16 protein-coding genes are annotated in these 19,638 nt (G+C 71.0%); 5 read left to right on the top strand and 11 right to left on the bottom strand.

Annotation, left to right across the window (positions count from 1 at the left end; genetic code table 11):
- Window positions 1-129 precede the first annotated feature (129 nt).
- Window positions 130-1,092 (bottom strand): cation diffusion facilitator family transporter, encoded by a 963-nt coding sequence (locus AOK17_RS08520; protein ID WP_055611739.1) that lies wholly within the window; start codon window positions 1,090-1,092, stop codon window positions 130-132.
- 141 nt (window positions 1,093-1,233) lie between these two features.
- Between AOK17_RS08520 and AOK17_RS08515 the strand changes: the two genes are divergently transcribed.
- The 3 genes from AOK17_RS08515 (at window position 1,234) to AOK17_RS08505 (ending at window position 3,230) form a co-directional block, all read left to right on the top strand.
- On the top strand, window positions 1,234-2,250 hold the full coding sequence (locus tag AOK17_RS08515; protein WP_055611724.1) for a glutathione S-transferase family protein: 1,017 nt from the start codon (window positions 1,234-1,236) through the stop codon (window positions 2,248-2,250).
- A 145-nt stretch (window positions 2,251-2,395) separates the two neighbouring features.
- Complete coding sequence (locus AOK17_RS08510) at window positions 2,396-2,689, top strand: DUF4235 domain-containing protein (protein ID WP_055611723.1); 294 nt, start codon at window positions 2,396-2,398, stop codon at window positions 2,687-2,689.
- A 73-nt stretch (window positions 2,690-2,762) separates the two neighbouring features.
- Window positions 2,763-3,230 (top strand): peroxiredoxin, encoded by a 468-nt coding sequence (locus AOK17_RS08505; protein ID WP_055611722.1) that lies wholly within the window; start codon window positions 2,763-2,765, stop codon window positions 3,228-3,230.
- Window positions 3,231-3,279: 49 nt separating this feature from the next.
- Here AOK17_RS08505 and AOK17_RS08500 read toward each other — a convergent pair whose 3' ends face one another.
- On the bottom strand, window positions 3,280-3,672 hold the full coding sequence (locus AOK17_RS08500; RefSeq protein WP_055611721.1) for a VOC family protein: 393 nt from the start codon (window positions 3,670-3,672) through the stop codon (window positions 3,280-3,282).
- A 357-nt stretch (window positions 3,673-4,029) separates the two neighbouring features.
- Here AOK17_RS08500 and AOK17_RS08495 point away from each other — a divergent pair, with 357 nt between their 5' ends.
- Complete coding sequence (locus AOK17_RS08495) at window positions 4,030-5,061, top strand: 7-epi-alpha-eudesmol synthase (protein ID WP_055611720.1); 1,032 nt, start codon at window positions 4,030-4,032, stop codon at window positions 5,059-5,061.
- Window positions 5,062-5,196: 135 nt separating this feature from the next.
- Here the strand turns inward: AOK17_RS08495 and AOK17_RS08490 are convergent, their stop codons facing one another.
- The 5 genes from AOK17_RS08490 to AOK17_RS08470 are packed head-to-tail and all read right to left on the bottom strand — an operon-like array spanning window position 5,197 to window position 9,466.
- On the bottom strand, window positions 5,197-6,450 hold the full coding sequence (locus AOK17_RS08490; RefSeq protein ID WP_055611719.1) for a cytochrome P450: 1,254 nt from the start codon (window positions 6,448-6,450) through the stop codon (window positions 5,197-5,199).
- Window positions 6,447-7,067, bottom strand: a complete 621-nt coding sequence (locus AOK17_RS08485; protein WP_055611718.1) for a GTP-binding protein — start codon at window positions 7,065-7,067, stop codon at window positions 6,447-6,449. Before AOK17_RS08485 ends, AOK17_RS08490 begins: the two co-directional genes overlap by 4 nt.
- Window positions 7,048-7,419, bottom strand: coding sequence for a DUF742 domain-containing protein (locus AOK17_RS08480; RefSeq protein ID WP_055611717.1), 372 nt, complete (start codon window positions 7,417-7,419; stop codon window positions 7,048-7,050). Before AOK17_RS08480 ends, AOK17_RS08485 begins: the two co-directional genes overlap by 20 nt.
- Window positions 7,416-7,826: a roadblock/LC7 domain-containing protein gene (locus AOK17_RS08475; RefSeq protein WP_055611716.1), complete on the bottom strand. Its 411-nt coding sequence runs from the start codon at window positions 7,824-7,826 to the stop codon at window positions 7,416-7,418. The genes AOK17_RS08480 and AOK17_RS08475 overlap by 4 nt, the downstream gene beginning before the upstream one ends.
- A 5-nt stretch (window positions 7,827-7,831) precedes the next feature.
- Entirely contained in the window at window positions 7,832-9,466 is a 1,635-nt protein-coding gene (locus AOK17_RS08470; RefSeq protein WP_055611715.1) for an ATP-binding protein, read from the bottom strand.
- A 358-nt stretch (window positions 9,467-9,824) separates the two neighbouring features.
- On the opposite strand from AOK17_RS08470, the gene AOK17_RS08465 reads away from it, so the two are divergent.
- Window positions 9,825-11,288 (top strand): cytochrome P450, encoded by a 1,464-nt coding sequence (locus AOK17_RS08465; protein ID WP_055611714.1) that lies wholly within the window; start codon window positions 9,825-9,827, stop codon window positions 11,286-11,288.
- A 6-nt stretch (window positions 11,289-11,294) separates the two neighbouring features.
- On the opposite strand, the gene ccrA is transcribed toward AOK17_RS08465, so the two are convergent.
- The 4 genes from ccrA to AOK17_RS08445 all read right to left on the bottom strand — a co-directional run bounded on the left by ccrA (window position 11,295) and on the right by AOK17_RS08445 (window position 19,610).
- Window positions 11,295-12,596, bottom strand: a complete 1,302-nt coding sequence (gene ccrA / locus AOK17_RS08460) for a crotonyl-CoA carboxylase/reductase (RefSeq protein ID WP_055611713.1) — start codon at window positions 12,594-12,596, stop codon at window positions 11,295-11,297.
- A gap of 81 nt (window positions 12,597-12,677) precedes the next feature.
- Entirely contained in the window at window positions 12,678-13,676 is a 999-nt protein-coding gene (locus AOK17_RS08455) for an alpha/beta hydrolase (RefSeq protein WP_055611712.1), read from the bottom strand.
- A 13-nt stretch (window positions 13,677-13,689) separates the two neighbouring features.
- A complete protein-coding gene (locus tag AOK17_RS08450; RefSeq protein WP_055611711.1) occupies window positions 13,690-17,883 on the bottom strand; it encodes a type I polyketide synthase in 4,194 nt (1,397 codons plus the stop codon).
- Window positions 17,880-19,610, bottom strand: coding sequence for a fatty acyl-AMP ligase (locus AOK17_RS08445; RefSeq protein WP_055611710.1), 1,731 nt, complete (start codon window positions 19,608-19,610; stop codon window positions 17,880-17,882). Before AOK17_RS08445 ends, AOK17_RS08450 begins: the two co-directional genes overlap by 4 nt.
- Window positions 19,611-19,638 lie beyond the last annotated feature (28 nt).

Below are 19,638 nucleotides of genomic sequence, written 5' to 3'. Positions count from 1 at the left end.
CCGGTGCCGTGACGGGGCACCGTCCCGGTACGGCCCGTCGTCCTGGTCCCGACAGGGGCTCCGCGGCGGCTCCGGGAACTCGTTCGAAAAAAAGTTGGCATGATTCCCGGGCCGCCGGGCACCCGACGCTCAGGCCCCGCCGCGTTCCCCCGTCGCGGCGGGGCCGCCTGCGTGTGCGCCGGGGCGGGAGCCCACGTCCTCGGCCCGGGCGGCACGGCGCGCGGTGGCGGCGTCCGTCACGTCGAGGAAGATCTGGTCGGCCTCCGGGACCGTGTGGGCGACGGACCGCTTGATGCGCACGGCGACGAGCTCGACCTCCTCACTGTCCAGGCCGGGGACCAGGTCGACCCGGGCGGCGACGAGCGTCGAGTCGGGGCCGAGCTGCATGGTCAGCAGGGACTCCACCGAGTCGATCTCGGGCTGTGCCTCCAGCAGAGCGCGGATACGACTGCTCGACTCCACATCCGCGGCCTGGCCGATCAACTGGTCGCGTGCGTCACGGCCCAGCCGGAACGCCACGTACACGAGCAGCGCCCCGATGCCGAGCGACGCCGACGCCTCCCAGACGATCCGGCCGGTGACCATGTGAAGGGCCATCCCGGCGATCGCGAGAGTCACCCCGAGCACGGCGGTGCCGTCCTCGGCGACGACGGTGCGCAGGGCCGGGTCACGGGCCCCGGCGGCGAGGCCGCCCTGTTGGCGAACCTGATGGAGGGCCCGTAGCAGGGACGCGCCCTCGGCGAACAGGGCGACGACGAGGACGACCAGTCCGACCACATAGCCGTCGTGGGTCTCCGTGCTCCCGCTGCTGAGGGCGTCGAAGCCCTGGTAGAAGGAGAAGCAGCCGCCCATCACGAAGATCCCGACGGCGGCGAGCAGGGACCAGAAGAAGCGTTCCTTTCCGTAGCCGAACGGGTGCCGGCTGTCGGCGGGGCGCCGGCTGCGGCGCAGGGCGGCGAGGAGGAAGACCTCGTTCAGGCTGTCGGCCACGGAGTGCGCGGCCTCCGAGAGCAGCGCGGGTGATCCCGCGATCAGCCCGCCCACGGCCTTGGCCACGGCGATCACGAGGTTCGCGGCCAGCGCCACCAGCACGGTGACCCGGGTCCTGCGATCGGACGGTGTGGAGGGCTTGTGACTCATCTCGGCCGAATGCCCCTCCCACCGGCCCTCACACGGGGCGACGGCGGTTTTCGGGGAACCCTCCCCAGAGCACGCGCACGGAAGGAGCGAGGCATGAGCGACACCGAGGGCAACAGGGCGTACGGCAAGAAGTCCTTCAAGCGGTCCAAGAGCCACTTCGCGGACCGCGTCACGGCGGACGGCCGGGACGGCTGGCCGGTCGAGGCGGGGCGCTACCGCCTGGTCGTCAGCCGGGCGTGCCCCTGGGCGAGCCGCGCGGTGATCTCCCGGCGGCTACTGGGGCTGGAGGACGCCCTGTCGATGGCGATCGCCGACCCGATCCAGGACGACCGCAGCTGGCGGTTCACCCTGGACGCGGACGGCCAAGATCCCGTACTCGGCATCCGCTTCCTCAGCGAGGCGTACGAGGCCCGGGAGCCTGGCGCTCCGGGTGGCGTCAGTGTGCCCGCGCTCGTGGACGTGCCGACCGGCCGGCTGGTGACCAACGACTACCAGCGGCTCACCCTGGACCTCGCCACCGAGTGGACGGCCCTGCACCGGGAAGGCGCGCCCGACCTCTACCCGGCGGACCTCCGTGACGAGATCGACGAGGTCATGGCGGAGGTGTACAAGGACGTCAACAACGGGGTGTACCGGGCCGGGTTCGCCACCGGTCAGAAGGAGTACGCGGCGGCCTGCGAGGGTGTGTTCCGGCGGCTGGAGCTGCTGTCGGAGCGGCTCGCGGGGCGCCGGTACCTGGTCGGGGACACGATCACGGAGGCGGACATCCGGCTGTTCACCACGCTGGTCCGCTTCGACGCCGTCTATCACGGCCACTTCAAGTGCAACCTCTGGAAGCTGACGGAGGACCCGGTCCTGTGGGCGTACTCCCGTGACCTCTACCAGACGCCCGGATTCGGGGACACGGTCGACTTCGACCACATCAAGCGGCACTACTACCAGGTCCATGCGGGAATCAACCCGACCGGCATCGTGCCGCTCGGGCCGGACCTGTCCGGCTGGCTCACCTCGCACGGCCGCGAGGAGCTGGGCGGGCGCCCCTTCGGGGACGGGAGTCCGCCGGGGCCGGTGCGCGAGGGCGAGGAGGTACCGGCGGAGGGTCGGCCCTGAACCGTCCGTGCGTCCACACCCGCCACCTGCCCCGTCCGTGCGTCCGCGCCTGGGCAGCCACGCGTCCGCCGGGTCTTTGCGTATGTGCCGCTGAACTGGACACTCGCCATGGTGAGTCCTGGAACGCGAGCCGAAGGAGATCCAGATGCAGAAGAAGAAGCTGCCACTCGTCTACAAGCCCCTCGGGTTCGTGCTCGGCTGGGCGAGCGGGGCCCTCGCGAGCATGGCGTTCCAGGCGACCTGGAAGGCGATACGCCACGAGGACGACGCGCCCGACGCGCTGGACAAGGACCGTGGTTGGGGCGAGGTGCTGCTCGCCGCGGCCATCCAGGGAGCGCTCTTCGCGGTCGTCCGCAGCGCGGTGGACCGTACAGGGGCGACGGCCATCGAGCGGTCCACCGGAGTGTGGCCCTCCAGCGACAAGGGGGGCCGCGACTGACTCCCCTTACCGTCCAGTACGGTTGGCCTCCACGCAGTCGGCCCGGAGCCGGCCGGGAGTCAGGGGAGCGATCGTGAAGAACCAGACAGAGGTCGGCGACACCGTCGAGGACTTCGAGCTTCTCGACGAGACCGGCACCTCGCGCAAGCTCTCCGAGCTGCTGGTCGAGGGGCCGGTCGTGCTGTTCTTCTATCCCGCGGCGCTGTCCGCCGGCTGCACCGCCGAGGCGTGCCACTTCCGCGACCTGGCCGCCGAGTTCACGGCCGCCGGGGGCCGTCCGGTGGGGATCAGTGGTGACGCGGTCGAGCGTCAGCAGGAGTTCGCCGGGAAGCACACCCTCGGGTTCCCGCTGCTGTCCGACCCGGACGGGCTGATCCGCGAGCAGTTCGGTGTGAAGCGGGGCTTCTCGCTGGCGCCCACGAAGCGGGTCACCTTCGTGATCTCCGAGGACCGGAAGGTGCTGGAGGTGGTGCGCAGCGAGTTCAAGATGAGCGCGCACGCGGACCGCGCCCTGGCGGCCCTGCGCGCACACAAGGGCTGAGCCCTCAAGCCCTCTTCAAGTCCTCTTCGTTCAGCCCTGCTTGGGTCGTTCAGCCCTGCTTGGGCGCGGTCGTCCGGTTGCTGCGTACGGTGAACGAGTGGCCGGCCGGGTCGGCGAACCCCCGCTCCTCGAACGGACCGGACGGGTCCTTGGCCTCCAGCGCCCGGCCACCGAGCCCGATGACCTTGCGCTCGGCCGCGTCCAGATCCTCGACGTGGAAGTCGATGTGGGCCTGCAGCGAGTTCTCGGGGCGCGGCCAGCTCGGCGGAGTCGCGTTCACATCCCGCCGGAACGCGATCCGAAACCCGTCGGCTCCCTTGATCTCCACACGGTTCGCCGACGCGTCCGTCTCCTCGGCGTCGAGGAACTCCTTGTAGAACGCGGCGAGTTTCTCGGGCTCGGCACAGTCCAACACCACGACGCCCGCCACTACCAGTGCCATGTTTCCTCCGTACACCGACCGACCACGAGCGGCACTCCGCCCACGGCTCCACGGCGACCGGGTACCCCTCCTGCGGAAATCAGTCGGCCGCGCGCCCATGACCCGTCGGCGCGGCGGACGAACGCGCTCATTCGGCCACGGAGACCGACGAATCGCCGAGGTCACGGAGTGGTGTAACGCAGGTCACGGTCAAGTCACCGAGGTCGCGGCATAGATCATTTACGATCAGGGCAGCCTCGTAGCGTAAATCGAGTCAACTTTCGTCTCGGGAAACGCAGTTCGAGCCAGCGGGCGTCAATTTCGACGTCCGCGCACAGGGATGGGGGGCTCTGTGCATCGTCTCAAGAGAGGACGCGAATGCCGCAGGACGTCAGGTTCGACCTCCCCTTCACCACTCCCGTCAGCGAACATCTCGAGTACGCCCGCTCCCGCCATCTGCGCTGGGTATGGGACAAGGGCCTGGTCCGCAGCCAGGCCGGATTCGAGGAGTACCGCTCCTGGGATCTGCCCCAGGCGGCGGCCCGCACCTACCCCCACGCTTCGGCTGACGACATGGTCGTCCTGATGAACTGGTTCTCGCTGGCCTTCCTTTTCGACGACCAGTTCGACTCAGGAAGGCCGGATCGCGCCGACCGCATAGCGGAGGTCGCGCGGGAGCTCATCGCCACCCCCTTGCGGCCGGCGGGCATCACCCCTCGTGTGGCGTGCCCGATCACCATGGCCTGGGCGGAGGTCTGGGCCCATCTTTCGGATGGCATGTCTCTGACATGGCGTACGCGATTCGCGGCCTCCTGGGGCCGTTTCCTCGTGGCGCACACCGAGGAGGTCGACCTGGCCGCCCGCGGCCTGGCCGGCACGCTCGACCTTCAGGAGTACGCCGAGTTCCGCCGCCGTACGGTCGGCATCCACCACAGCATCGACGCCGGTGAGCGCAGCCGCGGCTTCGAGGTGCCCGCCGAGGTGCAGGCGCATCCACTGATGGAGAGAATGCGGGACCTGGCCGCCGACACCATCGGCTTCATGAACGACATCCACTCCTTCGAGCGCGAGAAACGCCGAGGAGACGGCCACAACCTGATAGCCGTACTGCACCGCGAGCGCCACTGCGGATGGCAGGAGGCCGCCGACGAGGCCGTCAAGATGACCACGGACAGCCTCGCCGAGTACCTCGAACTGGAGGCGCAGGTACCGCAGATGTGCGACGAACTCGGCCTGGACGAGGACGACCGCGCGAAGGTCCGGATGGGCGTCGAGGCCATCCAGCACTGGATAAACGGCAACTACGAGTGGGCACTCACGTCCGGCCGCTACGCGGCGGACAAGGAATCCCCGGCCGCCAGGGCCGAGTTGGCGGGCCAGGGCTCACTGGACGATCTCCTGGCAGTCTGAGAACAGTTCCCCGCGCCCCTTCGAGGGGCGCGGGGCTGTGACATCGTGCGGCTCCGCCGCGTGGGCGCGACGAGCCACGACGAACCCGCAGCCGACCCACAACAGCCGCTCCCCAGAAAAAGCGCAGCGACGCGCCTACGTCGCGAACTCGACCGGAAGCCGGTTGAGCTTTGCCTCCCATGTGGAGGCCGTGGACGTGAGCTCGTCCGGCGTCACCGCGAGCCGCAGCCCCGGCAGCCGGTGCAGCAGCACATCGACAGCCGTCTCGATGATGGCCTGGCCGATGTTCTGTCCGGGGCACTCGTGCGGCCCCCCGCTGAACGCGAGGTGCGACTGGTTGCCGTGCACGGAGATGCCGACGTCGGGCCGGATCTCCGGGTCCACGTTCCCGGCGGTCAGGCCGAGGACGAGCAGGTCACCTTCCTGGATATGGTGCCCGCCCAGTTCGAGGTCGGCCGCGGCGAACCGCCCCGGCAGGACGGCCAGCGGCGGCGTGTTCCACATGACCTCCTCGACGACGGCGGAGATGTTCAGCTGCCCGCTGACGAGGCCGGAGAGCCGGTTGCCGTCGGTGAGTACCAGTTGGAGCACCCGGGCCAGCAGATTGCTGGTGGTGGCGTGGGCGGTGATCAGCACCAGACGCAGATGGTTGAGGATCTCGTCGTCGTCGAGCTCGGCGTGGTGCTCCAGCAGCCCGGTGGTGAAGTCGGAACCCGGCTCCACCCGCTTGCGCTCAGCGAGTTCACCGAGGATCTGCATGATGCGGTCGTTGTGGACGAGGGCGTCCGCACCACCCTTCATCACCTGGGCGCAGGACTCGGCGAGCTGCCGCCCCTCGCCCTCCGCGAGCCCGAACACCCTGGTCAGTACGAGCATCGGCAGATACTCGGAGTACTCGGCCACCAGGTCGGCACTGCCGGCCCCGGCGAACGCGTCGATCAGTTTGTTCGCGAAGTGCGTGACGTGACGGCGGATGCCGCGACTCGCGACGGCCTGGAGGTTGTCCGTCACCGCACCGCGCAGCCTGCGGTGCGGTTCACCGTCCTGGGAGACGCAGTCGGGCCGCCACCCCAGCATCGGAATCAGTGGCGAGGTGCTCTCGACACGCCCGTCCTTCCAGTCCCGCCAGATCCGCGAATCCCGGCTGAACTGACGGGGGTTGTCGAGCACCCGCCGGTTCTCCCGGTAGCCGAGGACCAGCCACGCCGGGATGTCGCCCTCCAGCAGTACCGGCGCGACCGGCCCGTGCTGCTTGCGCAGCCGCGAGTAGATGCCGATCGGGTCGGTCGCCGCGTCGGGCCCGTAGAGACGGGTGAGCCCGTCTCCCCCGCCGTGCGCGACCGGGCAGCCGCGCGGGGCGTCGGGACCGTTTAAGGGCTGGTCGGTCATCGGGACTCCAGAGCGACTGCGGAGCGTTCCTTGAGGTGGCGTATCAGCGCGATGAGCACATCACGGCTGGAGGCCCGGTCGCGGGCGTCGCAGGCCACGATCGGGGTGTGCGGGGAGATGTCCAGGGCGTCGCGGATCTCCTCGACCGGGTGGTCCTTTGAGTCGGGGAAGACGTTGAGGGCGATCACGAACGGGACGTTCTGCCGCTCCATCTCCTCGATCGCCCGGAAGCTGGAGGCCAGTCGACGCGTGTCGACCAGGACCACGGCCCCGAGCGCGCCCTTGAACAGCCCGTTCCACAGGAACCAGAACCGCTCCTGGCCGGGAGTGCCGAACAGATACAGCACCAGCTGGTCGTTGATGCCGATCTTGCCGAAGTCGAGGCTGACGGTGGTCTCCTGCTTGTCCGCCACCCCGATCAGGTTGTCGACGTCGGCGCTGGCCTGGGTCAGCGTCTCCTCGGTGGTGAGCGGCTTGATGTCGCTGACCGAGCGGACCATGGTGGTCTTACCGGTGCCGAATCCGCCGGCGATCATCACCTTCACCGAGCGGGCACCGGCCGGCAGAGTGCCGTCCGCCGAGTACCGGTCGGGATGGTCAAAGCCTTTCAAGTCCACTGAGTACCTCCTCAAGGAGCGCGAGGTCGGGCCCGCGACCGGCGCCTGACGCCGGGATGGGGTGACGGGCTTCAACGCGGCCTGCGTCCAGCAGATCGGCCAAGAGCACCGCGAGAATGTTGAAGGGCAATCCGAGATGGGCGCCGAGTTCGGCCACCGACAGCGGATCGCGGCAGCGCCGGAGGATCTCCTCGTGCTCGTGCTGCAGACCGGGGACGGCCGCGGCACGGGAGGTGATGAGGGTCGCCACGTCAAGGCTCGACGACGAACCGCCCGGTCCGCTGCGACCGCCCGTGAGGACGTAGTAGCGCTCGAGACCGGACGGGTCCGTGGGTCGGCGGGGACCACTCATCCAGAGTGCTCCTCCAGGCGCGGAGTGGTGCCGAGGAGCTCACCCATCCTGCGGGCCAGGTCCCTCATCTGGTGGCCGAGCAGGCCCTGGTCGAGCCCCTCCCTGGCGAGTACTCCGAGGTACGTCTCCACGCCGGCGCGCACCACGAAGAGGTGGCCGCCGTCGACCTCGATCATCGCGAGGCGCAGTTGCCCGGCGTATTTGGGGAACTGCTCGGCCACGGGCTGGGCCAGTGCCTGCAGGCCCGCCACCACGGCGGCGAAACGGTCCACGTCGTCGGGGTCGTCGGCGCCGTAGGAGGTGATGGCCTTGCCGTCGCTGGAGGCCACGAGGGCGAAGCGGATCTCCTGGATGCTCTCCACCAGATCGCGGAGCGCCCAGCTCACGTCGGTTCCCTGTTGCGTCATGTGGACTAGTCGCTCTCTTCAGTGCGGTGCTCTGTGGACTCACGTCCGGCGGTCGGCTCGTGTCCGGCAGCCGGCTCACGCCGCGCGGCCGGCTCACGTCCGGCCGTGGCGAAGGCGGCCAGGCCGGTGAAGGACTCGTCCGGCGGCACCGCGTGCGAGGCGGTGGCGGGGGACTCTTCCTCCCGGGCGGCCGACTTGGGCCTCTCGGACTCGGCTCGCCTGCGGCGCCGGGGCAGACCGCCGGGGGTGGTGTCCCCGGTCTCCTCCGGCTCCTCGGCCTGAGCCGGTTCCTCGGCCGGGGCCGAAACGGTGCCCGGCGCGACGGAAGCCTCAGCGACAGGAGCCGGCGCCGTGACGGCGGCGGGCAACTGGCTGAAGTACTTGTGAGGTACCACGATGACCACTGAGGTGCCGAGCCACGGAGAGTCCGCGAAGGTGACCCTGATGCCGTACCGGCGGGCCAGGGCTCCCACCACGCGCAGACCGAGGTGGGCGTCCTCGGACACCCCGCCGAGGCCGGGGCCGGGGGCCACCCCCTCCAGCGACTGGAGGGCCTCCTGCTTCTTCTCCTCGTTCAGGCCCTTGCCGGAGTCCTGGATCTCGATGCCGACGCCGTTGGGCACCTCCTTGCCGGAGACGATCACCGGCTCGGTGGGCGGCGAGTAGCGTGCCGCGTTGTCGAGCAGGTGGGCGAAGACCAGCGTGAGGTGGTCCACCATGCCGCCGTCGACGCCGAGTTCGGGCAGGTGCTGGACCTGGACGCGGTCGAAGTCCTTGATCCGGCCGATACCGCCGCGCACCACGCTGAGCAGGCGCTGGGGCTCCTGCCACTGGCGGCCGGGCCGGTCCGAGCCGCCGAGTACGCCGATGCTCGCGGCCAGCGAGTCGGCGGGGCCGAGCTGCTGGTCGAGCTCCATCAGCCCCTGGGCGACGGAGGGCAGCCTGCCGTGTTCGCCCTGCATCTCGTGGAGCCGGCCGCGCAGCTTGCTGGTCAGTACGTGGATGCGGCTGCCGATGCTGATGACGGCCTGCTCGGCGGAGGTGGAGCGGTTGAACTCCTGCTCCACGCCGATGAGCGCCGTCCTGAGCACCTTGCGCAGTTGGGCCTGCAGGTCGGCGCTGACCTCGGCGCACTGGTTGACGGAGGGCAGCACGTCGTCGATGGAGTCACCGGCCCGCAGCCGCTCCAGCGCCTCGGGCAGCTGCTGGTCGGCGAGCTGGGCGACGGCCGCGAGCTGGCGGTCGAGCTGCTCCTGCCAGGCCTGCGTCTGCTCGGCGATCCGCGCCTCGTAGGCCTTGGCCTGCTCGGCCAACTGGGCGTCGTACGTGGATCGTTCGGCGGCGTACTTTCGCTCCAGCCCGGCCACGTGCTGCTGCCACTGCTGGGAGTGTTCGGCCTGCGCGTTCCTGAACTCGCCTGCGCTGCGGCGCAGCTGGAGCTGGGAGCGGACGAGGAGTCGTACGGAGATGGCGCTCGCGGCCGTCGCCGCGACCCCGGAGACGATCGCGGGTATCTGGGTCGAGTCGGGTCCGGCGACCGCGGCGGCGACGGTTCCAGCGCCTAAGGCCAGCGGCATCAGCCACCAGCTGTACCAGGCGGCCGGTGCCCGCGCCTCCGGTGGCGGAGTGGCAAGTTCCATCTGCATCCTTCGAAGCAACACGATCGAACAGGGGGGAGAAGCTCGGGGCAGCACTCGTCGCGCGGTGATCCACCCCGCGACGGGCATGCGTGGACAGCGAGCGACAACCGATTGCTGTCGCGTCAACTCGCCGCGCCTCAGGGAACCTTATCGGGTTTGATCTACCTCAGATCAACCTCACCGGCCCACTTCTGTGAAGCTTTGGCGACCCTCCGACCAGCTCGAATCAGTCGACAAATCCCTTTACTCATTGCCGCGACCGGAGGGTGCTGTGACGAAAACGGCGGGTACGACACGGATCGCGTGGGCATGCATGTCATGATCACAGCACCCGAGTTGATCTTGAGGAGACCCACCGATGAGCGGCGTATCAGGTCCCCCCGCCTCGGCCCCGACCGCCCCCGGCCGCCTGCCCTTGATCGGACACGGACACCAACTGGCCCGACGTCCCCTGGAGTTCATGAACGCGCTGCGCGAACAGGGCAGCGTCGTGAAGATCCTGATAGGCCCCACCGCCGCCTATGTGGTCACCGACCCGGCCGTCACCCGCCGGGTGCTGGTGACGGAGGTCGACGCGTTCGCAAAGGGCGGCAAGATCATCGACGCGCTGCGGGTGTTCTTCGGCGACGGCCTCGCCACGATCGCCGACGGCGACCTGCACATGAAGCACCGGCGGCTGATGCAGCCCATGTTCAACAAGTCGCACATCGCCACCCGTGGCGACGTCATGATCAGCCACGTACGGGCGGCGACCGAGGCATGGGCGGAGGGGGTCGCGCGTGACACGTACGAGGACATGAACGACCTGACGCTGTCGACGTTCCTCGTGGCGCTCTTCGGTTCGGGCCTGCCGGGACATGTCGAGCAGGAGTTCCAGGGCCTCATGCCGGAGATCATGCGTGGCACGATCCGGCAGACCATCCTGCCCGGTTGGGTGACGAAACTGCCCCTGCCCGCGAACCGCGCGCACGAGCGCCGGGTCGCCCGGCTGCGAGTCCTCATCGACCAGGCCATCGACCACCACCGGGCCCAGCTGGCGTCCGCGGAGCAGCCCGCGCCGCCGCCCGGCTGCCCCGCCCATCAGGACGGCGCGCAGGCCGAGGGCACCGCGTCGCAGACCGGACTCTTCTCCACTCTCCTCACGGCCGACGACCCCGAGACGGGCCCTCTCTCCCGCCAGCAGCTCCAGGACGAGGCGATCACCCTCCTCACGGGCGCGATCGAGACCACCGGGACGACCCTGGCGTGGACCCTGTACGAGATCAGCCGCAACCCGGGCATCGAGCGGAAGCTGCACGCCGAACTCGACGCCGTCTGCGGCGAACGCCCGCTGCGCCAGGAGGACCTGGGCTCCCTGCCGTACATGCGCAGTGTCCTCAAGGAGGCCATGCGCATGTACGGACCGGCTTGGCTCGTCACGCGAACCACCACACGGCCGGTCGTCCTCGACGGAGTCCCGATCCCCGAGGGCGCGGACGTCGTATACAGCCCGTACGTCCACCAGCACGACCCCGAGGTCTATGCGGACCCCGCGGCCTTCGACCCGGGCCGTTGGGAACCCGAGCGCGCGAAGAGCATCAACCGCTCCTCGTTCCTCGCCTTCGGGGACGGCCGGCGCAAGTGCATAGGCGAGGAGTTCGCCTGGACCGAACTCCTCATCGTCCTGGCCACCGTCGTCCAACGCTGGCGGCTGACCCTCACGTCCGCTCCCCCGCGCCCCCAGGCCATCGTCACGGTCAAGCCCGACAAGCTCTCCATGACACCGCAGCCGCGGGTCCCGACGAAGGCCCAGGAGCACGAGGAACAACCCACCCCTTCCTGAAGACGGTCACATCCCGGTGAGGCGCTCCCGCCGCTCGGCGTCCACGACCCCAAGCCCGGGCCCGGGAGCGAGGGCTAGCACGCCGACCTTGCCCAGGTGGGCGTTGTTCTGGACCAGGCGGGCCGCCTCGGCCGTGTCGGTGAGGGGGTAGGTCTCGGTGAGGGCGGGGGTGAGGTGGCCGAGGTCCAGGAGGCGGCCTACGGCGGCCTGTTCGTGGAGGTTGGAGCCGTGGCTGCCGATGACGCGCTTGAGGCGCATCCAGAGGTACCGGTTGTCGAACTCGTGCTGGTAGCCGGTGCTGGAGCCGCACGTCACCACCGCCCCGCCGCGGCGGACGACGAAGACCGAGACGCCGAAGGTGGCCCGGCCGACGTGCTCGAAGACGATGTGCGGGTCCTCCCCGGTCGCGGCCCGGATCAGCTTGCCGAGCCGTTTGCCGACCACGGCGGGATCGGCGGGCGGCTCGCTGCCGCTGAGGCCGATCTCCTCCCGGTTGATCACGTGGTGGCAGCCGAGCCGGCGGGCGTACTCCGCCTTCTGCTCGCTGCTGACGACGCCGACGGCTATGCCCCCGCCGTTACGGACGAGTTGGACCGCGTACGCGCCGAGGCCGCCCGCCGCTCCCCAGACCAGCACCACGTCGCCCTGGGTCATCCGGGCGCCCCGGTCGCTGACCAGCATGCGGTACGCCGTGCCCGCGCACAGCGGGTTCGAGGCGGCCTCCTCCCAGGTCAAGTGGGCGGGTTTGGGGAGGAGTTGGCTGGTCCTGGCCACGGCGTAGTGGGCCAGTCCTCCGTAGTTGGTCTCGAAGCCCCAGGCCAGCATGCCCGTGCCCAGCATGCCGTCGGCGTGGGTCGCCGGGTCCTCCTCGTCCACGTACACGGGGCTCACCACGACGTGGTCGCCGACCTGCCATCTGCGCACGCCCGAACCGGTGCGTACGACGACGCCGGAGGCGTCCGAGCCGATGACGTGGAAGGGCTGGTCGTGCCGGGCCGCCCAGCGGTCCTGGCGGCCGAAGTGCTTCAGGAAGCTGAAGGTCGGGATGGGTTCGAACATCGCCGACCAGACGGTGTTGTAGTTGATGCCGCTGGCCATGACGGCCACCAGCACCTCGTTCGGGGCGAGTTCGGGCATCGGCACCGCGCCGATGTGGATGGATTTCCGTACGTCCTTGTCGGCGACTCCGGTGAAGCTGTCCACGTCCTCCGCGCGCAGGTGGGCGGCGGTGAAGCGGTCGGGTGGGGGCAGGTGCTCCAGTTCGGTGCGGGCGGCTCCCGCGACAACTGCCTCGGCCAGGGCATCCATGGTGGTTCCTCCTTGAGGGGTCGACCGGGGCCAGGGATCAGCTCGGGCCTGTGCCCGAATCAACCCGGGCCCGGGCCCGGGTCAGCTCAGGCCGAGGCCCGCCGCGAGCATGGGCCACGACGCCTTGAACTCCTGTCGCCAGTACGGCCACGCGTGTGCTCCGCCGTTGTAGAAGTGCACCTGGGCCGGGACGCCCAGGGCATCCAGCCGATCAGTGAAGCGGTGCGCCTGGGACCAGAGCGCGCCTTCGAGCACCGCGCCTTCGAGGTTGTCGAAGTCACCGCCCGCCAGACCGCTGCCCTGGGAGATGTACAGGCTGGTGCCCTTGAGGCCCGCGGCCTGCGCCGAGGGGTTGTGCCGGTTCCAGTTGTCCCGGTTGAGCAGCGGGCTGCCCCAGAGCGTCAGCGGCAGCAACTGTTCGCGGGCGACGATCGCGTTGAGCACGGTCGGCATGCCGAAGGCCGTGGTGTCCAGGATCCCGCTGTACGAGGCCGCCGCGGTGAAGGTCCCGGGGTGCCGGGCGGCGAAGGCCAGGGCGCCGTAGCCACCGGTGGAGACACCGGCGACGGCACGTTTCGTCCCCGCCCGGAACTTCTGCTGCAGCACCCCCATCAACTCGTCGACCTGGAATGCCTCGTAGTCCGGTGCGCCGGCGCTGCCGTAGTTCCACCAGTCGGTGGGGATGCCGGTGGGGCCGGACGACGGCATCACGGTGATGACGTCCTGGCCGGCGAGGAAGTCGACGACGTCCGTCTCCCTCGTCCAGGACGTGTAGTCGTCGTGCGCTCCCTGGAGGAGGTAGAGCACGGGCCAGGTGCGGCCGGGCTGTGCGGCGTACCCGGTCGGCAGGACCACCCGTACAGGCAGGGACGCGCCGACCGCCGGGGAGGCGACCGTGAGGTCGACGGTTCGGGTGTCGAGCCACTTCTCGGCGACGATCGTGGCGCCCGCGGCCACCGCGGCGGCGGGAGCGGCCGTCGCGGGTGGGGCGCTGAGCCCGACTCCCGCGCCGAGCAGGGCCGTTGTCACCGCGAGCGCGGCGCATCTCCGCCTACGAGCCATACGAGTCGTACGAGTCATGGGGCAAGTCCCTTCAGGAGTCCCGCAGATCGCGTGTCAGCAGTGCGGCCAGCGTGTCGACGACCGGGGGGTCGAGCAGCGACAGATGGTGGCCGGGCAGCGGGACGACGGTCAGGTCGGCGCAGTGCGCGTCCCAGCCGAGCGTCGCGTCGCCGCGTTCGTACCGGGGGTCGTGGACGGTGTGCGGAGCGGTCTCGCTCGCCCGGTAGAGCAGGGTGCGGCCCGCGTATCCCCCGGGCCGGTGGCGCTCGCCGCTGCGCAGGTCCAGGTACGACGTCCGCTGGTGTTCGAGGACCGCTTCCGGCAGTTCGACGGTGTCCCGCAGCACCTTGATGACCAAGTCGATCCGTCCCGCGTCGTCGAGCCCGGCGAGTTCGCCGTACGGCAGGTGGAGCGCGGTGCCGTAGGTGCGTTCCACGTACGCGGCGAAGTCCCGGAAGTGCCGCAGGGCCAGGTCGGTCGCGGTGAGGCTGGTGGGCAGGGGCAGGACCGAGTCGAGCAGGACCAGGGCGGGGACCCTGCCGTGCGGGGCGAGCAGCCGGGCCGCTTCCTGAGCGACCAGACCGCCGTACGACCAACCGCCAAGGAACCAGGGGCCTTTGGGCAGCTCCGCTCGTACTCTCCGGGCGAACTCCTCGGCCCGTCCCGGCACATCGTCGGGGTCGGGCTGCCGGTCGAAGCCGTGCACCGGGCGGTCGCCGTCCAGGCGATGGGCCAGCCGGGCGTACACATCGGCGGATCCGCCTGCGGCGTGGGCCAGGAAGAGGGGGGTGCCGGGACCGGTTCCCGGGAAGGCGCGGAGAGGGGTCGGCGCGTCGGGCCTGGTCGCGGCTGCTGCGGCGGCGGCGCCTCGTACGGGCATGTCGGCGGCGGAACTCACCGCCGCCCCCGGCTCTTTCAGATCGCCGGTCGTCGTCTGCCGTGCCGCGGTACCGACCGTCTCCGCTTCTCCCCCGGTCTCCAGCAGCTCGGCCACGGCCCTCAGCGTCCCGCGTCTGAGCAGCACCCCCGGCTCCACCTCGATGCCGAACTCCCGCTCCACCGCGGCCCGTATCCGCACGGCCGTGAGGGAGTCCAGCCCGAGGTCGGTCAACGGGGTGTCGGGGTCGAGGCGTTCGGGGCTGTAGCCCATGACCGCGGCCACGCACAGCCGGAGCCGTTCGAGAGGACCGGCGGCCGGGTCGAGAGGCTCCGCCCGGGACGGTTCATCGGCCGGCTCCTCCCCCGCCCAGAAGCGGCGGTGCCGCCAGCGGGGCGGCGGGACGTCCATGATGCGGCCCTCGGGATGCAGGCCCTCCCGCGGCTGGGCCACCCGTACGCCGTGGACGAGCAGCGTGGCCAGCGAGGTACGGAAGGTGAGCGCGTCGTCGGTGTCGCGGCGCAGGGTGGGAACGATCAGCGCGTCGTCGGCGCCGGCATCGCGCAGGGTGTCGGTCAGCGGGTGCAACTGCGTGGCGTGCGGGGCGACTTCGACGAAGACACGGTGGCCGTCCTCGGCGGCTGCGCGCACCGCCTGCGCGAAGCGGACGGGGTTGCGCAGGTTGGCCGCCCAGTACTCCGTGTCACAGGGCACGCTCTCGCGGGGATCACCGATCGCGGTGGAGTAGCGGCGACAGCGGGGCTCGGAGTGCCGGACCTCGCCCAGTTCCCACGCGAACTCCGCGAGCAGCGGGTCGACTTCGGGCGAGTGGCCGGCTCCGGACACGCCCAGCGAACGGGCGAAGCCGCCGTTGTCGGTCACCCGGGCGACCAGCCCGGCCACGTCCTCGGCCGAGCCCGTGACCACGCTCTGCGCGGGCGAGGAGTGCACGGCCACTTCCAGCGTGCCGAACTCCCTTGCCAGCAAAGGAATTTCGGCCGCCGGCAGCTCCACGACCGCCATGGCTCCGCCGGTCAGCCGGTCCAGCAGCCGGGAGCGTACGGCGACGATCCGGGCACCAGTGGCCTCGTCCAGCGCGCCCGAGACTACCGCCGCCGCGATCTCGCCCAGCGAGTGGCCGATGACGGCGTCGGGTTCGAGGCCGTACGAGCGCCACAGTTCGGCGAGGGCGACCTGGACGCCGTAGAGCACGGGCATGACGGTGGCAGGGGTCGAGAGGTCGGCGTCGGGTCGGAGTCCGGCGCGCAGGGAGAGCCCCGCGTGGTAGAGCACGATGGCTTCCAGTCGGTCGACGGCGGCGGCGAACACCGGTTCCGTCGCGAGGAGTTGGCGGCCCATGCCGGGCCACTGGGAGCCGTAGCCGGAGAAGACCCACACCATGGGGCCGGGCCCGCCCGGCCGCCCTTCCCCCGTGACCAGCCGCGGGGAGGGTTCGCCCGCCGCGAGGCGGCCGAGTGCGGTGAGGGTCTCGGTGCGGTCGCGGATGACGAGGGCCGCGCGATGGCGGCCACGGCCGGTGCGCCCCGCGAGGGTGCGGGCGAGGTCGGCGTCGCGCACGCGCCGACTGTCGGGGGTGTCCAGCCAGGCGGCCAGCTCACCGGCGTAGGCGCGTACGCGTTCCTTGGTCGGTCCGTCGAGCAGGAGCAGGGCGGGGCGTCCGGCGGGACCCTTCGCCCGGGCGGCCCGGCGGTGTTCGGCGAGGACGACATGGGCGTTCGTACCGCCGAAGCCGAAGGCCGAGACGCCCGCGGTGGCCGTGCCCGAGTAGCGGGGCCAGGGTTCGGGCGAGCCGACCACCCGCAGGCCGAGCGCGTCGAGGTCGGCGTGCGGGCCCGGGCGGGTGAAGTGCAGGTGGGCGGGGATTTCGCCGTGGTGCAGGGCGAGCACGGTCTTGATCAGGCCCGCGATACCGGCGGCGGCTTCCAGGTGGCCGAGGTTCGTCTTGGCGGAGCCGATCAGGAGGGGCTGGTCCAGGGAGCGTTCGCGGCCGAGCACGGCGCCGAGGGCGCTCGCCTCGATGGGGTCGCCGAGGGCGGTGCCCGTGCCGTGCGCCTCGACGTAGTCCACGGTCGTCGGGGCGGTGTGGGCCTCGGCGAGGAGGGCGCACTGGGCCTCGGAGTTGGGGGCGGTCAGGCCGTTGGAGCGGCCGTCGGAGTTGACGGCCGTCGCATGGATCACCGCCAGGACGCGGTCGCCGTCGCGTTCGGCGTCCGCGAGCCGTTTCAGTACGACGACTCCGCAGCCCTCGCCGCGTACGATCCCGTCGGCCGCGGCGTCGAAGGCCTTGCAGCGGCCGTCCGGGGCGAGGGCGCCCGCGCGCTGGAAGCCGAGGGTGACGGCGGGGGTCAGAAGCAGGTTCACCCCGGCGGCGAGTGCCGTGTCGCTCTCGCCCGTCGCCAGGCTGCGTACGGCGTGGTGCACCGCGACCAGCGACGACGAGCACGCCGTGTCGACGGACAGGCTGGGGCCGCGCAGGTCGAGGGCGTACGACAGCCGGCCCGCGGCGATGCTCATGGACGCGCCGGTGGCCGTCCAGGCGTCCACGGCGCGGAGGTCGGCGGTCGTGAGGTGCGCGTACTCGTTGCCGCTGATGCCCACGAAGACGCCCGTGCGGGTGCCCGCGAGCGTGGGTGCGGCGAGGGCCGCGTGGTCGAGGGCCTCCCGGGTGACTTCCAGGAGCATGCGGTGCTGGGGGTCCATGGCGGTCGCCTCGTGGGCGGGGATGCCGAAGAACTCGGCGTCGAAGCCGGCGATGTCGTCGAGGCCGCCGAGGAAGGCGCCGTGCCGGGGCACGTCGTCCGGCAGTCGTTCCGGATCCCCTACGAAGGGGTCCCAGCGGCCGGGCGGAAGTGTGCCTACCGCGTCGCGGCCTTCGGTGAGGAGTTGCCAGTATTCGTCGGGGGACGTGACGCCGCCGGGGAATCGGCAGCCGACGCCGATGATGGCGACTGCGGGGGCCGGTTCGGTAGTTCGGTCGCTGCCGGCCCGCCGTGGCTGGTCGCGCCCACGATGGGGGTCCCCCCGCTCGAGCGAAGCCGAGAGTGGGGGAGGAGCAGCATATGTCACAGCCCCACGCCCCTTACGGGGCTCGGTCGCCTCCAGGCGTCTCACCAGGGCGTCGATCGTCGGGGCCTCCCACAGCAGCGTGTCCGGGAGGCGTCTTCCGACCAGTTCGCTGAGGTCGGCCGTCAGGGCCACCGCGTCGCGGGAGGTGAGTCCTGCCTCCGCCAGGGGCCTGTCGTCGGGGAGTTGGACGGAGCTGACCCCGTACCAGTCCTGGAGCCGCCCCGCGATCAGCTCGCGGATCTCCCTGCGCGAGACGCTCATCGTGGCCCGAACCCGCCGTCGAGGAAGCGCGCCCGGGTGGCCGCGCGGGACACCTTGCCGCTGCTCGTGCGGGGGACGGAGCCCGGCGGTACGAGCAGCAGTGAGCCGAGGCGCAGTCCGTGACGGGCGGAGATCGCGGCGCGGACGACCCGTTCGGCGTTCTGCGTGTCCTCCGGCGCCGGATCGGTGTCGCGCCGGTGCTCCGCGACCACGATGAGGTCCTCGCCCACGTCGTCCGCCCGGGTCACTCCGAACGCGGCGAGGTGGTCCCGGCGGATCAGGGCCACTGCCGTCTGTACGGTCTCCTCGATGTCCTGGGGGTAGTGGTTGCGCCCGTCCACGATGAGTACGTCCTTGAGGCGGCCGGTGACGAGAAGCCGCCCGTCGTGCAGGGCACCGAGGTCTCCGGTGCGCAGCCAGTCCTCGGCCGCGCCGAAGCCGAAGGTCTCGGCCGTGAGTCCGGCGCGCTTCCAGTAGCCGAGCCCGATGTTGGGTCCGCGCAACTGGATCTCGCCGACCCGCCCCTGCGGCAGCACGGCACCGTCCCGGCCGACGATCTGCAGCTCCTGCCCGACGGGCGCCCCGCACGGGACGAGGACGGCCGCCGACTCGTCCGACGTCTCCTCGATCCGCCCCTCCATGAGCGCGTCGGCGTCGCAGGCGACGGCCGAGGACGGTTCGTCCCGGGAGCTCGCGGTCACGAACACGGTGGCCTCCGCCAGGCCGTACGCCGGACAGTGCGCGGCCGGGTCGAGCCCGGCGGGCGCGAAGGTCGCGTGGAAACGGTCCATCGTCCCGGCGCGCACCGGTTCGCTGCCGTTGATGAGCACCCGTACGCGGTCCAGGCGGAGTTCGTCGACGAGCGCGGGGGCGGTGCGGGCCACGCAGTAGTCGTACGCGAAGTTCGGGGCGGCGCTGACGGTGCCCTCGTACGAGCCGAGGAGGCGCAGCCAGCGGGCGGGGTCCTGAAGGAAGGCGGAGGGGTCCATGAGGACGGACGGGAAGCCGCCCACGACGGGCGCGGCGATGCTGAGGACGAGGCCCATGTCGTGGAAGAGAGGCAGCCAGCCGACCGTGGTGGCGGCGTCCGGGTCGGCGATGAACGCGTCGATGGCCTGTCGGGCGTTGGCGACGACGTTGGCGTGGCTGATCATCACGCCGGCCGGGCTGCGGGTGGAGCCGGAGGTGTACTGGAGGTACGCGATGTCGTCCGGCTCGGGGGCGCCCGACGGTTCGCCCGAGTCGATGAACCCGCCCCGTTGGACGGGGAGTCGATCGACGGGGACGACCGGGACCTCCGCCAGGCGGCGTTCGCGGATGAACTCGCCCATCGCGCGGGCCGTTTGGGAGTCGCTGAGCAGACAGGCCGGTTCGCAGTCGGCCAGGACGGCCGCCAGCCTCCCTTCGTGGCCTGGGAGTTGGGGACCGAAGAGAGGTACGGCGATGACGCGCGCGTACAGGCAGCCGAGGAAGCCGGCCGCGTAGTCGAGCCCCTGGGGCAGCACGAGTGCGGCGCGTTCGCCGGGGGAGGCGACCTGGACCAGTCGGTCGGCGACGGCCCTGGCCCGCGCGTCGAGGGCACGCCATCCCAGGGCACGGTGCACTCCGGTGGGGGCGCTGTCGGGGAAGTCGACGTGGCTGAAGGCGCGTTGTTGCGGCCGGTGTCTGGCCCAGTGCCTCAGGTGGTCCGTGAGTGAGGCGGATTCGGCGGGCCGGACGGAGGTCATGGGGGCTCCAACTGGGTCGACGGCAGCG

The sequence above is a fragment of the Streptomyces phaeochromogenes genome, from assembly GCF_001418655.1.
In the GTDB taxonomy this organism is placed as follows: domain Bacteria; phylum Actinomycetota; class Actinomycetes; order Streptomycetales; family Streptomycetaceae; genus Streptomyces; species Streptomyces phaeochromogenes.
This window is presented reverse-complemented; position numbering and strand designations above follow the sequence as displayed.

Excerpts from the sequence above, each read along its gene's own strand:
- AOK17_RS08445 (WP_055611710.1), bottom strand. The coding sequence starts at position 19,610 with ATGACCTCCGTCCGGCCCGCCGAATCCGCCTCACTCACGGACCACCTG.
- AOK17_RS08490 (WP_055611719.1), bottom strand. The coding sequence starts at position 6,450 with ATGACCGACCAGCCCTTAAACGGTCCCGACGCCCCGCGCGGCTGCCCG.
- AOK17_RS08515 (WP_055611724.1), top strand. The coding sequence starts at position 1,234 with ATGAGCGACACCGAGGGCAACAGGGCGTACGGCAAGAAGTCCTTCAAG.
- ccrA (WP_055611713.1), bottom strand. The coding sequence starts at position 12,596 with ATGGATGCCCTGGCCGAGGCAGTTGTCGCGGGAGCCGCCCGCACCGAA.
- AOK17_RS08475 (WP_055611716.1), bottom strand. The coding sequence starts at position 7,826 with ATGACGCAACAGGGAACCGACGTGAGCTGGGCGCTCCGCGATCTGGTG.
- AOK17_RS08455 (WP_055611712.1), bottom strand. The coding sequence starts at position 13,676 with ATGACTCGTACGACTCGTATGGCTCGTAGGCGGAGATGCGCCGCGCTC.
- AOK17_RS08450 (WP_055611711.1), bottom strand. The coding sequence starts at position 17,883 with ATGAGCGTCTCGCGCAGGGAGATCCGCGAGCTGATCGCGGGGCGGCTC.
- AOK17_RS08480 (WP_055611717.1), bottom strand. The coding sequence starts at position 7,419 with ATGAGTGGTCCCCGCCGACCCACGGACCCGTCCGGTCTCGAGCGCTAC.
- AOK17_RS08470 (WP_055611715.1), bottom strand. The coding sequence starts at position 9,466 with ATGGAACTTGCCACTCCGCCACCGGAGGCGCGGGCACCGGCCGCCTGG.
- AOK17_RS08510 (WP_055611723.1), top strand. The coding sequence starts at position 2,396 with ATGCAGAAGAAGAAGCTGCCACTCGTCTACAAGCCCCTCGGGTTCGTG.
- AOK17_RS08500 (WP_055611721.1), bottom strand. The coding sequence starts at position 3,672 with ATGGCACTGGTAGTGGCGGGCGTCGTGGTGTTGGACTGTGCCGAGCCC.
- AOK17_RS08495 (WP_055611720.1), top strand. The coding sequence starts at position 4,030 with ATGCCGCAGGACGTCAGGTTCGACCTCCCCTTCACCACTCCCGTCAGC.
- AOK17_RS08465 (WP_055611714.1), top strand. The coding sequence starts at position 9,825 with ATGAGCGGCGTATCAGGTCCCCCCGCCTCGGCCCCGACCGCCCCCGGC.